Here is a 13,127-nt window from a genome sequence, read left to right as displayed (position 1 = left end):
GACGCGAACCGGTATCCACTTCGCTCGAAAACGCTCCTACTGCCTCAAAAGCGGACAGTCATGCCGACATGACTCGCAACAAATCCGAGCCGCTTGTAGAAGCGCTGCGCATCCGTTCTCGTCTGGTGCGTCAGCAGTTCGACCAGATTGCAGCCGCGCGCCTTTGCTTCCGTCACGGCCCATTGCACCAACTGCTCGCCGATGCCGCGGCTGCGACAATCGGAAGCAACGCGCACATCCTCGAGCAAACCGCGGATGCCGCCTTGCGAGCTGATGCCTGAGAGAACAGCGAGTTGCAGGCAGCCGACCACCCTGCCCTCGCTCTCGGCAACCACGAGCGTCAGATTTGGATCGCGCTCGACCCGCTCGAATGCCGCGTAGTAGGACGCAGGCAGCGGCTCCTCCACGCGCTCGCGAGCGCGCCCGAGATGATCATCGGCGAGCATCGCCACGATCGCGGGGACGTCCTCGCGGCGCGCGGGACGGATCGAGACGGACTTATCGTTCATACGGGAGACTCCAGACTCAGCGCCAAGGCTCAGCGCGACGCCGGCAGGCCGAGAAAGGCCTCGGCCTCGCCGATCCAGCCGCGGATGGCCGCATAGCGACCAAGATCGAAACCGCCTTCATGCGCAACGCGCGTATAAGCGAGCAGCGAGACGTCGGCGAGCGAGACCGCATCGCCGGCGAAGAAGCGGCTGGTGGCGAGGTGCTGCTCCATGCGGTCGAGCGCCGCATAGCCGCGCTTGACCTTTTCAGGATCCAGCTCGGAGGCGTCCTTGCCGAGATAAACGATGAGGAAGCGGCACACCGCGATATAGGGCTCGTGGCTGTACTGCTCCCAGAACAGCCATTCGTCCATCTTCGCCGCAGCGAAGGCGTCGCGCGGAATGAGGACACTGTCGCGGGCGAGATAGCGGATGATGGCGTTGGACTGCGCCAGCGTGCGGCCGTCGTCGAAGGCAACGGTCGGCACCTGGCCGGCGCCGTTCATCTTGAGGAATTGCGGCGTGCGCGTCTCGCCCTTGCGGGTGTCGATCTCGATCCACTGATAGGGCACCGCGAGCTTGTCGCAGACCCACTTCACCTTGAGACAATTGCCGGAATTGCTGTCGCCGTAGATCTTCATCGCTGCCGCCCCGCTGTCGGAGCGACAGAGCATCAGGACGAAGCGAAGCTGTCAACAGAAAGCGGACCGCTCAGAACTTATAGCCGAGGCCGAGGCGCGCGTTGTTCAGCGTCACCTGCGTGTTCATGACGGGAGAGAATCTCACATATTCATATTCGACGCGCGCGAATAGACCGTCCCAGATGCAGTATTCGAGACCGAGACCGGCAGTCCACCCCACCGCGAAAGTGTTGGTTCTGTGCTGCGACTGGGTCTGCGATTGCGCCGGAACGGGGTTCGTCGTGCCGATCACCGTGATGACGTTGCCGAACGCGTCCGTAACCGTCGAGTCCTGCCGCAATGTCACGTTGCTCGTCACCGTGCGGGACACGTCCATGCGACCGACAGCCGCTCCGGCGAACATGTAGGGCATGAAGTCGCCGCCGTCCCAACCCACGCGCCCACGCAACGTGATCATGTCCTTGACCTGCGCCGCAGCGGTACCGGTCAGCGTCACGCCATAGTTGTTGGTGATGCCGGCGGGCCGCGTTTCGCCGGCCGGGTTGACGATCATGAGCGAGTTCGAGCCCGACGTCGACGTCGCGAGATTGTTGAAGTAGCTGTAGGTGCCCTCGAGGCTGAGGATGGCGTCATACCATTGCCAGTTGCGGCCGATGAAGCCGCCGAAATTGACACCTTGCGTGTTGGTCTTGTTCATCAGCGACCACGTCGATGTCGGCTGCTGAAGAACGCTGTCGCGGAAGATGTAGTTGGTCAAGCCGACGACGCTTTGGCTGAAATCGGTGGCGTCGCTGGTGTAGCCGGCATTGCCGCCGAGATAGAAGCCGTCCCAGTTGCGGGACGTCTTCGACAGGCCGTCGGTGAAGCCGCCGCGCAGGATCGGCAGATCCGGCATATCGGCCGCGTGTGCGGCAGACACCGTCCCCAACATCACCGCCGCCAACAAAAGCCTACGCATCGCAACGCTCCAGATCGGACTCGAACTTTCGCCGATGATCATGGCTCGTTAACCTTAACCAATGGTTGCGTCCGGCGATTTCGCCGCCGTCGGGCCATGAAAAATCCGCAAAGCAAAACGGCGCGGGATGATCCCGCGCCGTTAAGATGTCTTAAGCGATGAGGCTGATGATCAGCCCTTGGTGACGAGCGGCGGCGGCACATAGGCCGGCGGGCTGTTGAGATCCCAGCGCACGCCGAGCTTGACGTCGTGCGAGGTGATGTCCTTGACCTTGATCGTCGAAGTGCCGGAGATGCTGCCGTCGAATGCGCGGAAGTTGCCGGGGGCAGCGTCGCCGAGATCCATATAGCTGTAGGCGAGTTCGACGGTGAAGCCGGGGTTGACCTTGTAGGCCAGACCGGCGTGGGCGGCCCAGGCGAAGTTCCACTTCCCGTTGTCGCCGAAATAGGTGACGCTGTTGGACAGCGCGCCGGCGGTGTAGCGGACGCCGTTATCCTGGAAACCGCTGAGCTTGTTGTAGGAGCCGCCGACACCGGCGCCGATGAACGGGGTGATGCACCACCAGGTGCCGAGGTCGACATAGGCGTTGGCCATCACGACCCACTCGGACTTGCTGCCGGTGTAGTTGTTGGCTTCGACGTCGGCCGGACCGAGAAGGACGCTTTGCGAACCGTGCAGATTGGCCTTGCCGCGATACTGGCCGATCACGTCGGCGCGGAACCAGTTGTTGAAGCGATAGCCGACGCCGAGGTCGAACAGCGGCGAGGAGTCGAAGCCGAGACCGGTCGTCGTGGTCGGGAAAGTCTGAGCGGTCGCGCTGTCGATGCGCTTGGCGCTCTGGTTGGTCATGCCGATGTCGCCACGGAGATACCAGCCGCCGAAGTCAGCGGGCGGAGCCGGCGGCGCGTACATGGGAGGGGGCGCCGCGATCGGCATATCGGCGGCGAATGCCACCGACGAGATCAGGGTTGCCGCACCCGCGGCAAGGAGAGACTTAACGCTACGCATTGGCTTCGTCCTTATGGCCGGTGAGGCAAAAATGCAGACGCCCCACGTTCTGGAAACTCACGACCCGGACGATGGCAGCAAATGTTTAAGCGCCACTTAACCCTAATTTTTAAGGTTGATTTTTTCTCTACCCACACGCGGATGCGGCGGGAGCGTTGCAAAAATGCAAGCGTTGTGCGGAGCCCAATTGCTAACGATGTATGAAGCCGCAACGCAGCAAAACAGAAACTGTTAACGCGCGTGGCGCGGCAGCTTGGGCAGGAACACCGCGAGCAGCCCGATCGCCGGCAGATAGGCGCAGACCGGGTAGACGAACTCGATCGAGGTGTGGTCGGCGAGCTTGCCGAGCACTCCCGCAAGAGGAGAAGGAAGAGCTCGCGCCGCCTGGTCCAGAATCGTAGGGTGGGCAAAGGCGCACTTGCGCCGTGCCCACCATCTTTCCGATACGGCGCCAGAAGCGTGGGCACGCTGCCGCTTTGCCCACCCTACGATACTGCCCGTGGGGTGAGATCACCCCACCCCGCTCGTGCTTGAAAGACCTTACGCCGCAGCCTGCCCCAGCGCAGAAACAATAGTGTCTACGACGTCCTCGACGAGAATACGGTCCTCGCCTTCGCCCATGACGCGGATCACGGGCTCGGTGCCGGAGGAGCGGATCAGGAGGCGACCGTGGCCGTTGAGGCGCTTCTCGCCGTCGGAGATCGCCGACTTGACGTCGGAATCATCGAGCGGCTTGCCGCCCTTGTGGCGGACGTTCTTGAGGATCTGCGGCAGCGGATCGAAGCGGTGGCAGACTTCCGACACCGGGCGGCGCAGCTTCTGCACCACGGCCAGCACCTGCAGGGCAGCGACGAAACCGTCGCCGGTGGTGGCGTAGTCGGACAGGATGATGTGGCCGGACTGCTCGCCGCCGAGATTGTAGCCGCCGTTCAGCATCTGCTCGAGCACGTAGCGGTCGCCGACCGGCGTGCGCACGAGATCGATCCCCTGCCCCTTGAGGAAGCGCTCGAGACCGAGATTGGACATCACGGTGGCGACGATGCCGGGACGCGAGAGACGTCCGTCTTCCTTCCAGCTCTGCGCGATCACCGCGAGCAGCTGGTCGCCGTCGACGACATGACCACGCTCGTCGACCAGGATGACGCGATCGGCGTCGCCGTCCAGCGCAATGCCGATGTCGGCGCGCATCTCGCGCACCTTCTTCGACAGCGCCTCCGGCGAGGTCGAGCCGCAATCCTTGTTGATGTTGAAGCCGTCGGGCTCGACGCCGATCGGCACGACGTCAGCGCCCAGCTCCCACAGCGCTTCGGGCACCACCTTGTAGGCGGCGCCGTTGGCGCAATCGATGACGACGCGCAGGCCCTCGAGCGAGAGGTCGCGCGGCAGCGTGCGCTTGGCGAATTCAATGTAGCGGTCATGCACGCCGTCGATACGGCGGGCACGGCCGAGGCTCGCGCTCTGTGCGAGACGCTTGTCGAGGGATTCGTCGAGCAACTGCTCGATCTGCCGCTCGACGTCGTCGGAGAGCTTGAAGCCCTGCGGCCCGAACAGCTTGATGCCGTTGTCCTCGAACAGATTGTGCGAGGCCGAGATCATCACGCCGAGATCGGCGCGCATCGACTTGGTCAGCATCGCGACCGCCGGCGTCGGCATCGGGCCGACCAGCAGCACGTCCATGCCGACCGAGGTGAAGCCTGCGACCATCGCGTATTCGATCATGTAGCCGGACAGGCGGGTGTCCTTGCCGATCACGACCCGGTGGCGGTGGTCACCGCGCTGAAATGCGAGGCCTGCGGCCTGGCCGACCTTGAGCGCGAGCTCCGGCGTGATCAGTCCGTTGGCGCGGCCCCGGATCCCGTCCGTCCCGAAATATTTGCGACTCATAATCGTCCCCCAAGCAACAACCAGGGACTCCCCTCTACAACCACGGGGTGCCCAAACAGGCCCCGCATCCCTGATTTGCTGAGGCCTTATAAAGCCATCGCGGCTAACTTGGCTTCAAAAAATATGATGAATCATTACGGAACCAAGCTCGCCGCCGTCCCGGTAACGCATTGTTAACATTATAGTTCCGACGTGACCAGCGGAAAGCGGGCGGAACCTGCCCTAGCCCGAGCGCTTCACATGGCCGTCGTCGCGGCTCGGCGCCGGCTGAGTGACGTTGACGGGATCGGAGCCCGGAAAGGTCTCTTCCAGTCCCTCTTCCAGCGCGTCGTCGAGGTCCTGCTTCTCCTTGATCTCCTTCGGCGAAGGTCTTGCGTGCGGCCTCGTCATGGCGCCCTCCTCTCAAACGATTTGGCTGTGCATCCAACCATGCTAGATGACCCCTCGATCTTCCGATGCAAGACTCTTGCGTACAAGACGGGCCGGGAAACGTTCATGAAGCACATCACCTGTATCGACGATCTTCGCGCGCTGCATAAGCGCCGCGTGCCGAAGGCGTTCTTCGACTATTGCGACCGCGGCTCCTATGCCGAGGAAACGCTACGCGCCAACCGCGAGGACATGCAGGCGATCAAGTTCCGCCAGCGCATCCTGGTCGACGTCTCCAAGCGCGACACCTCGACCATGATCCTCGGCGAGCCGTCGGCCATGCCGCTGATCCTCGCCCCCGTCGGCCTGCTCGGCATGCAGCATGGCGACGGCGAAATCTACGCCTGCCGCGCCGCGCAGGCCGCCGGTATCCCGTTCACGCAATCGACCATGTCGATCTGCTCGATCGAGGACATCGCCGCCAATGTCGAGAAGCCGTTCTGGTTCCAGCTCTACGTGATGAAGGACCGCGGCTTCATCAAGGACCTGATCCAGCGCGCCATCGCCGCCAAGTGCAGCGCACTCGTCCTTACGGTCGACCTCCAGGTGATCGGCCAGCGCCATGCCGACATCAAGAACGGCATGACGGTGCCCCCCGAATGGTCGCTGTCGAAGCTGCTGGATTTCGCCAGCAAGCCGGCCTGGGTCTCCGGCGTGCTGCAGGGCAAGCGCCGAACCTTCGGCAACATCGCCGGCCACGTGAAGAACACCGAGGATCTCAACCGCCTCGCCGAGTGGACGGCCTCGCAGTTCGACACGTCCTTGAACTGGAAGGACGTCGAGTGGGTCCGCAGCATCTGGCCGGGCAAGCTCGTCATCAAGGGCATTCTGGACGTCGAGGACGCCGAGGAAGCCGCCAAGACCGGCGCGCAGGCCCTCGTGGTCTCCAACCATGGCGGCCGGCAGCTCGACGGCGCGCCGTCCTCGATCGAGGTGCTGCCGGAGATCGCGGACGCGGTCGGCGACAAGATGGAGATCATGTTCGACGGCGGCATCCGCTCCGGCCAGGACGTGATGCGCGCGCTCGCGCTCGGCGCAAAGTCCTGCATGATCGGCCGCGCCTATGCCTACGGCCTCGGTGCCGGCGGCCAGGCCGGCGTCGCCAAGGCGATCGAGATCATCCAGAAGGAGCTGCTCACCACCATGGGCCTGTGCGGCGTCAACCGGATCGACGAGATCAACGATCACGTGATTGCGGTGTGAAGGAGTTTGCCGGGATACAGCTGCAATAACAGCCGTCGTCCCGGACAAGCGCGCCTCAAGCGCGCGCAGATCCGGGACCCATAGCCACAGGCGGACGTGGCTACGGGGACTCGGAGTGACCTGCTTCGCACCAAACTTCGTCTTGTGGTTATGGTTCCCGGATCTGCGCTGGCGCTTGTCCGGGACGACAGCGGAATTTGTGGCGGCGGCTGCGCGCCATAGCCGCGCCTTCACATCCTCACATCGGCGGCGTCAGGCCGTCGCGGCCGACGCTGACGCGGTTGGTCTCGAACGAGCCGTCCGGCAGCTGCTTCATGAAGGCGACGACTTTTGCGCCGGCCTTCAGCTCGGATTTGTCGCCGGGCACGAAGGTCACCACCGGCGTGTTGTCGGCGACGAAAACCTTCTTCTCACCGTCCTTGTACTTGACCAGCAACGTATGGCCGTCATTGCCGACCACGCTCTCCGACACCGTGGCGTTGGTCATGCTCGAATTGGGCTTGAGGTCATAGGGCCGCGAGCCCTCGCCGGTGCCGCGCATGCTCTCGGGAAACACGTGGACCTCGACCGCGTTCTGGCCGCCATCCGGTCCCGGCACGGTGGTGGCGCCGACGAAGGAGCCGACCTTGATGTCGGCGAGTGAAATTTTTGTAATTCCTGACACGCTGACGTCAGGGGCGATGTGCAGCTTGACGTCCTCGCCGCTGCGCGACTTGACCTGCATGGTGTCGCCGCTGACGCTTTCGATGGTGCCGCGCACCCGCGTCGGCACCGGCGCCTTCTGCGCGACAGCCGCGAGCGTCGAGACGGCTACCATCGCGACGGCGACGAGCGGGCGTATCAAGGTTGTACGTTGAATAGTCATGACGGTCTCCGATTGTCCCACGGGGGTAGAACTCCGGAGGTGGTGTGCTATTCGCCGTTACCCCTCTCAAGTCTTTGTGAGATCGGCCTCGACCAGCGCGCGCAGCTCGGCCGTGACCTGCGGCCGCCGGCCGAACCACAGCTCGAAACCGCGCACCGCCTGGTGCAGCAGCATGCCGAGCCCGTCGGCGGTCTTCAGGCCGCGCGCCTGCGCTGCGGCCAGCAGCGGCGTCACCAGGGGAACATAGACGAGATCGGCGACGACGGCCTCTTGCGGCAGGCGCGCGACGTCGACATCGAGTGACGGCTGGCCGTGCATGCCGAGCGAGGTCGTGTTCACGAGAAGTTTTGCGCGCGGCAGCACGTCGCCGATCGCGTCCCACGCAACAGGATGCACGTTTGGACCGAACTGTCTTGCGAGAGTCTCGGCCCGCGCGATGGTGCGATTGGCGAGATGGATACGCTTGATGCCGCGCTCGCGCAGGCCGAACACGACCGCGCGGGAGGAGCCGCCCGCCCCTAGCACCAGCGCCTCTTCCGTCTTGTCCCAGCCGGGCGCGCTGGCATCGAGATTGCCGAGAAAACCCTCGACGTCGGTGTTGGTCGAACGCAACTCGCCGTCTTCGAACCACAGCGTGTTGGCGGCGCCCACTGCCTTCGCCCGCGCGTCGGGCGAGGACAACGCGAGGACGGCCTCCTTGTGCGGAATGGTGACGTTGGCGCCCACGAACCCGCGCAGCGAGAGCCGCAGCACGAAGTCTCTGAGATCATCGGGCGGAACCGCCTCGATGACGTAGCCACCTTCAATGCCGAGCGTACGCAGCCAGTAATGATGGATCAGCGGCGAGCGCGAATGCGCGGCCGGCCATCCGATCAGACAGGCGGCGGGAGCCTTGGTCACGGTCGTCCTTCCCTTAGGTCGTTTCCGTGACGATCCATTTCGCGTCCCGCGGGCGCTGTCAAGCGCGCGGGGGCCGCATCGCGACGCAGCAGCAGGCGCCGATCAAATCGCCCGGCGCGTGCGCGCCGTCAGCCCGCCGCAGGCTCGTCGGCCGCTCGGCTCTTGATGTCGGCGACGGCGCGCTCGAGGCTCGTGCGATAGCGCGCGCGCGGCGGCGTCACGCCATGGGTGAGCAGCGCGCGGCGGACCGCGGGCGAAGCCCCGGTGATGAACAGGCGGATGCCCTGGCGATGGGCCTTGGCGGCGACGCGCCCGAGCACGTTCGCCGCCGTCGAGTCCAGGAACGGCACCGCGGCGAAATCGACCACGAAGGCCTTGCGCTTGTCGGCGATGCCGTCGAGCACGCCGCCGATCACCGAGGCGGCGCCGAAGAAGAACGCGCCGGTAATGCGATAGACCAGCACGTCGCGATCGACGGCGAGGGCGGGATCATAGGGCACGCGATCGCCGTTGCCGTCGTCGGGGCGGTCGGCGGCGACCAGCGGGGTGCGTTCCTCGATGCCCGTGATCTCCGCCATGCGATGGATGAACAGCACCGCACCGAGCGCGAAGCCGACCAAAATGCCTTCGGTGAGGTCGCGGAAGATCGTGAGCAGGAAGGTTGCGAGCAGCACCACGGCGTCGCCCCAGGAGGAGCGCACGAGCGTGGCGAACTCCTGCTTCTCCGCCATGGTCCAGGCGACCACCACGAGCACGGCGGCGAGCGCGGCAAGCGGGATGTAGCTGGCGAGCGGGGCTGCGATCAGCATGAACAGCAGCAGGAAGACCGAATGCAGCATGCCCGCCAGCGGCCCGCGCGCGCCGGCGCGGATGTTGGTGGCGGTGCGCGCGATCAGGCCGGTGACGCAGATGCCGCCGAACAGCGCCGAGCCGATATTGGCCGCGCCTTGCGCCACCAGCTCGCAATTGGAGCGGTGACGGCGTCCGGTCATGCCGTCGGCCACCACCGCCGACAGCAGAGATTCGATGGCGGCGAGCAGCGCGAAGGCAATCGCATCCGGCAGCACCGCCTTCGCCTTCTCAAGCGAGAATGAGGGAAGCGCCGGCGACGGCAATTCGCGCGGAATGCCGCCGAAGCGCGATCCGACGGTCTCGACCGGCAGCGAGAACACCGCACATATGACGGCCGCGAACACGACCGCGATCAGGATGCCGGGCCAGGACGGCCGCCAGACCCGCAAGGCCGCGATGATCGCAATGCTGACGAGCGCGACGACAACCGCCGACGGATTGACGGTGTGCAGGCCGCTCGCGAGCGCGGCGAGCTTCGGGACGAACTCGCTGGGCTCTTTCCCCGCGAGCGTGATGCCCGAGAGATCGCGGAGCTGGCTCGCGAAGATGATCACCGCGATGCCGGCGGTGAAGCCGACTGTCACCGGATAGGGAATGAACTTGATATAGGTGCCGACCCGCAAGAGCCCTGCGGCGATCAGGAACAGGCCCGCCATCATGGTGGCGAGGATCGCGCCGTCGACGCCGTGCCGCTCCGCGGTCGCTGCGACCAAGACGATGAAGGCACCGGCAGGCCCGCCGATCTGGAACCGGCTGCCGCCGAGCAGGGAGGCGATGAAGCCGCCGACGACGGCGGTGTAGAGGCCGCGGTCCGGCGTCACACCCGAGGCGATCGCGATCGCCATCGACAGCGGCAGCGCGACGATCGCCACCGTGAGGCCGGCGAAGACGTCGGCGCGAAAATCCGAGAGGTCATAGCCCTCGCGCCAGACGGTGACGAGCTTCGGCAGATACAATTCGGCAAAGGTCGGCCGACGCAATTGATGCAGCCGGCTTGCGTGATCGCTTGTGATGCTCATGCCCCGAAGTGCTCCGCTGCCCACAACGCTCCAATGCATCGTGCGGCCGTGTGTGTCGGCGCGACGGTGCGTTGGTTCAAACTGCTCCCGGCATGATCATCCTGAGATCACGCCCCCACCCGACGCGGCGGCCCCGGCTGCTTCAGCCGAACCCCGCGCCCGCCGCTGTCGCTGCGCGCCTGCTCGCCGATCAGCTCGACGCCGGCCCGGTCGAACGCCTCGACCACCCTCATCAAGGTCTCGACCACGCCGCGCACATTGCCGGTCGAGGCCTCCATCCGCTGGATGGTCGGCAACGACACGCCGGCGAGCTCGGCCAGGGTTTTCTGGTCGATGCCGAGCAGCGCGCGGGCTGCCCGCATCTGGAACGAGGTGATCACCTTGGCCTCACGTGTCAGGTGTTATAAGTGATAGATCGAGCATATACAATGATGTAAAATACATCATTTAGGGGCGAATGCAAGAGACTGACTGTCTGTCTCCTCCGGCATTGCGAGGAGCCCTTGCGACGAAGCAATCCAGACCGCCTCCTCGGAGACAGTCTGGATTGCTTCGCTGCACTTGCAATGACGGTGGGAAGGAGAGCGCGAGAGTCCAACGTTCACCGCACGCGTGGAAACAACCCCTCACCCCTCCCTCTCCCCGCGAAGAGCGGAGAGAGGGAGTGAGAGAGGCGAGCGTTCCTCACTGCGCGAGAGACAGACTCACGCTGCGTGCTGATGCGCGGCGATGATCTGGTCGGCGGCGCGGCCCGTGACTTCGGCCATGTGGTCGAACTGACGGGTGAAGCTGCCGGCGCCGGCGGTGGCCGAGCGCAACTCGACGATGAGTTCGCCGATCTCGGCTTCCGGCATCATGGCGCGGACGCAGTCCCAGCCGCTCCAGCCGTCGCGGGTGTCGAAGCCGAGGATCTGGCCGCGCCGCGCCGACAGGATCGCGTTGATCTTGGCGGTGGCATCGGTCGGACAGACGATCTCGACCACGTGGATCGGCTCCAGCAGCACCGGCTGGCATTGCGGCAGGCCTTCATTGAGCCCGACCCGCGCCGCCGTGCGGAAGGCGAGATCGGAGCTATCGACGCTGTGATAGGAGCCGTCGGTCAGCGTCACCTGCACGTCGGTGACGGGGAAGCCGAGCGGGCCGCGCGTCAGCCCGTCGACGACGCCTTCCTCGACCGCCGGGATGTAGTTGCGCGGCACCGCGCCGCCGACCACCTTCTCGGCGAACTTGAAGCCGTCGCCGCGCGGCAGCGGCTTGATGTCGAGCACGACGTCGCCGAACTGGCCGTGACCGCCGGACTGCTTCTTGTGCCGGCCGCGCTGGGTGATCGGCTTGCGGATGGTCTCCTGATAGCCGATCGCGGGCGGATGGGAGGTGACCTTGACGCCGAAGCGGTCGCGCAAGCGCTCGCTGGCGACGCGCAGGTGCATCTCGCCCTGGCCCCACAGCACGGTGTCGTGGGTCTTGGGATTCTGCACGATCAGGAGCGAAGGATCCTCCTCATGCAGCCGCATCAGCGCCTGCCCGAGCTTGACGTCGTCCTTGCGGTCGGTGGCCGCGACCGAGATCGCGAGCACGGCCGAGGTCGGCTCCGCGGCGCCCAGCGCCGCCGGCTGCGTCTTGCCGCTCGAGACCATGTCGCCGGTCTTGACCGGATCGAGCTTGGCGAGCGCCACGGTGTCGCCGCCTTCCGCCGAGGCACGCTTGGTGTCGTAAGCGCCGTTGACGGCGAGGATGCCGGAGATGCGCCCCGCGCCGCCGGAGGAGGATTGCAGCGTGGCGCCGTCGTCGAGATGGCCGGCGACGAGCCGCGTCAGCGACAGCTTGCCGCCGTGCTGCGAATGCAGCGTCTTGAAGACGTAGCCGAGCGCGTCCTTGCTCTCGGGCGCACCGAGACGTTTTGCGGTCTCGGCGACGCCGGGGGCCTCGTGACGCAGCGCCTTCATCAGGCGCAGCACGCCGTTTTCGCGCGCGGCCGCACCGATCAGCACCGGGCAGATCAGCCCTTCGCGCAGTTCGCGGGCGAGATCGTCGAACACGGCATCGCGGGGCGGCTGGATGTCCTCCAGCAGCTGCTCCATCAGCGCGTCGTCGTGGTCGGCGAGCTTCTCCAGCATCGAGAAGCGGGCCTCCTTCTCGCGGTCGAGATCGCCGCCTTCGAGGGCGATCACCTCGGAGGCCTTGTGCTCGCGATAGATGAAGGCGCGCTCCAGCGCGAGATCGACGAAGCCCTCGATCAGCTCGCCCTTCCAGATCGGGATCTGGCGCAGCACCAGCGGCACGCGCGAGGCGGGCTGCAGCATCGCGAGGGTCTCGCGGATGCGCTGATTGGCGCGGTCGATCTTGTTGAGAAACAGGAAACGCGGGATCTTCAGTTCCTCCAGCTCGCGCAGGATGATCTGAAGTTGCGGCAGCTTCTTCTCGTCGGCCTCGCAGACCACGATTGCGGCATCGACCGCAGGCAGCGCGGCGCGCATGTCGTGGGCGAACTCGACGGAACCGGGACAATCCAGGAAGGTGTAGCTGTCGCCCATGAAACTCGTGGTGGCGGCAGTGAGGCCGACGGTCATCTTGTGATGACGGGCCTCCGGGGTGGCGTCGCCGACGGAAGTTCCGGCGTCGACGCTGCCGGCGCGCGGGATTGCGCCCGTTCGCGCCAATATTGCTTCAAGAAGGGTGGTTTTACCGCTTTGGAAAGGGCCCACCAGCGCGATGCACCGTGGACCTCGGGGACTTCTGACGTCTTGTCCCATTTCGCCGCCTCCTTTGTGTGGAGCTCGGCCCATGATTGGGTCGGCAAACGCAGATGGTCTGCCCGTCCCTCAGATTTGGCAAGCATCAAACGTCGCTGCGGTGCGTCGTCCGTAAAATCGCGCCGCT

General features: G+C 65.3%; 12 protein-coding genes. 1 reads left to right on the top strand and 11 read right to left on the bottom strand.

Annotation, left to right across the window (positions count from 1 at the left end):
• Nucleotides 1–44 precede the first annotated feature (44 nt).
• The 6 genes from JQ592_RS20100 to JQ592_RS20075 all read right to left on the bottom strand — a co-directional run bounded on the left by JQ592_RS20100 (nt 45) and on the right by JQ592_RS20075 (nt 5,369).
• The gene (locus JQ592_RS20100) at nt 45–509 is read right to left on the bottom strand and encodes a GNAT family N-acetyltransferase (RefSeq protein WP_211404530.1); all 465 of its coding nucleotides are present in this window, start codon (nt 507–509) and stop codon (nt 45–47) included.
• A 29-nt stretch (nt 510–538) separates the two neighbouring features.
• Nucleotides 539–1,129, bottom strand: coding sequence for a glutathione S-transferase family protein (locus JQ592_RS20095; RefSeq protein ID WP_211404529.1), 591 nt, complete (start codon nt 1,127–1,129; stop codon nt 539–541).
• Between the two features lie 70 nt (nt 1,130–1,199).
• Nucleotides 1,200–2,087: an outer membrane protein gene (locus JQ592_RS20090; protein ID WP_211404528.1), complete on the bottom strand. Its 888-nt coding sequence runs from the start codon at nt 2,085–2,087 to the stop codon at nt 1,200–1,202.
• A gap of 171 nt (nt 2,088–2,258) precedes the next feature.
• On the bottom strand, nt 2,259–3,095 hold the full coding sequence (locus JQ592_RS20085) for an outer membrane protein (RefSeq protein WP_211404527.1): 837 nt from the start codon (nt 3,093–3,095) through the stop codon (nt 2,259–2,261).
• Between the two features lie 540 nt (nt 3,096–3,635).
• The gene (gene glmM / locus JQ592_RS20080; protein WP_211404526.1) at nt 3,636–4,979 is read right to left on the bottom strand and encodes a phosphoglucosamine mutase; all 1,344 of its coding nucleotides are present in this window, start codon (nt 4,977–4,979) and stop codon (nt 3,636–3,638) included.
• A gap of 222 nt (nt 4,980–5,201) precedes the next feature.
• The gene (locus JQ592_RS20075; RefSeq protein WP_211404525.1) at nt 5,202–5,369 is read right to left on the bottom strand and encodes a hypothetical protein; all 168 of its coding nucleotides are present in this window, start codon (nt 5,367–5,369) and stop codon (nt 5,202–5,204) included.
• Between the two features lie 105 nt (nt 5,370–5,474).
• Between JQ592_RS20075 and JQ592_RS20070 the strand changes: the two genes are divergently transcribed.
• Entirely contained in the window at nt 5,475–6,611 is a 1,137-nt protein-coding gene (locus JQ592_RS20070; RefSeq protein ID WP_211404524.1) for an alpha-hydroxy acid oxidase, read from the top strand.
• A 238-nt stretch (nt 6,612–6,849) separates the two neighbouring features.
• Here JQ592_RS20070 and JQ592_RS20065 read toward each other — a convergent pair whose 3' ends face one another.
• The 5 genes from JQ592_RS20065 to JQ592_RS20045 all read right to left on the bottom strand — a co-directional run bounded on the left by JQ592_RS20065 (nt 6,850) and on the right by JQ592_RS20045 (nt 13,000).
• A complete protein-coding gene (locus tag JQ592_RS20065; protein WP_211404523.1) occupies nt 6,850–7,476 on the bottom strand; it encodes a hypothetical protein in 627 nt (208 codons plus the stop codon).
• A 66-nt stretch (nt 7,477–7,542) separates the two neighbouring features.
• Nucleotides 7,543–8,376: a shikimate dehydrogenase gene (locus JQ592_RS20060; RefSeq protein ID WP_211404522.1), complete on the bottom strand. Its 834-nt coding sequence runs from the start codon at nt 8,374–8,376 to the stop codon at nt 7,543–7,545.
• Nucleotides 8,377–8,504: 128 nt separating this feature from the next.
• Nucleotides 8,505–10,247, bottom strand: a complete 1,743-nt coding sequence (locus JQ592_RS20055; protein ID WP_211404521.1) for a SulP family inorganic anion transporter — start codon at nt 10,245–10,247, stop codon at nt 8,505–8,507.
• A 107-nt stretch (nt 10,248–10,354) separates the two neighbouring features.
• The gene (locus JQ592_RS20050; protein ID WP_183243048.1) at nt 10,355–10,627 is read right to left on the bottom strand and encodes a helix-turn-helix domain-containing protein; all 273 of its coding nucleotides are present in this window, start codon (nt 10,625–10,627) and stop codon (nt 10,355–10,357) included.
• 324 nt (nt 10,628–10,951) lie between these two features.
• Entirely contained in the window at nt 10,952–13,000 is a 2,049-nt protein-coding gene (locus JQ592_RS20045; RefSeq protein WP_211404520.1) for an elongation factor G, read from the bottom strand.
• Between the last annotated feature and the right edge of the window lie 127 nt (nt 13,001–13,127).

The sequence above is a fragment of the Bradyrhizobium iriomotense genome (assembly GCF_018129405.1).
Lineage (GTDB): Bacteria > Pseudomonadota > Alphaproteobacteria > Rhizobiales > Xanthobacteraceae > Bradyrhizobium > Bradyrhizobium iriomotense_B.
This window is presented reverse-complemented; position numbering and strand designations above follow the sequence as displayed.

What these genes read in the sequence shown, in the direction of transcription:
- JQ592_RS20100 (WP_211404530.1), bottom strand. Translation starts at nt 509, where the DNA reads ATGAACGATAAGTCCGTCTCGATCCGTCCCGCGCGCCGCGAGGACGTC.
- JQ592_RS20095 (WP_211404529.1), bottom strand. Translation starts at nt 1,129, where the DNA reads ATGAAGATCTACGGCGACAGCAATTCCGGCAATTGTCTCAAGGTGAAG.
- JQ592_RS20090 (WP_211404528.1), bottom strand. Translation starts at nt 2,087, where the DNA reads ATGCGTAGGCTTTTGTTGGCGGCGGTGATGTTGGGGACGGTGTCTGCC.
- JQ592_RS20085 (WP_211404527.1), bottom strand. Translation starts at nt 3,095, where the DNA reads ATGCGTAGCGTTAAGTCTCTCCTTGCCGCGGGTGCGGCAACCCTGATC.
- glmM (WP_211404526.1), bottom strand. Translation starts at nt 4,979, where the DNA reads ATGAGTCGCAAATATTTCGGGACGGACGGGATCCGGGGCCGCGCCAAC.
- JQ592_RS20075 (WP_211404525.1), bottom strand. Translation starts at nt 5,369, where the DNA reads ATGACGAGGCCGCACGCAAGACCTTCGCCGAAGGAGATCAAGGAGAAG.
- JQ592_RS20070 (WP_211404524.1), top strand. Translation starts at nt 5,475, where the DNA reads ATGAAGCACATCACCTGTATCGACGATCTTCGCGCGCTGCATAAGCGC.
- JQ592_RS20065 (WP_211404523.1), bottom strand. Translation starts at nt 7,476, where the DNA reads ATGACTATTCAACGTACAACCTTGATACGCCCGCTCGTCGCCGTCGCG.
- JQ592_RS20055 (WP_211404521.1), bottom strand. Translation starts at nt 10,247, where the DNA reads ATGAGCATCACAAGCGATCACGCAAGCCGGCTGCATCAATTGCGTCGG.
- JQ592_RS20045 (WP_211404520.1), bottom strand. Translation starts at nt 13,000, where the DNA reads ATGGGACAAGACGTCAGAAGTCCCCGAGGTCCACGGTGCATCGCGCTG.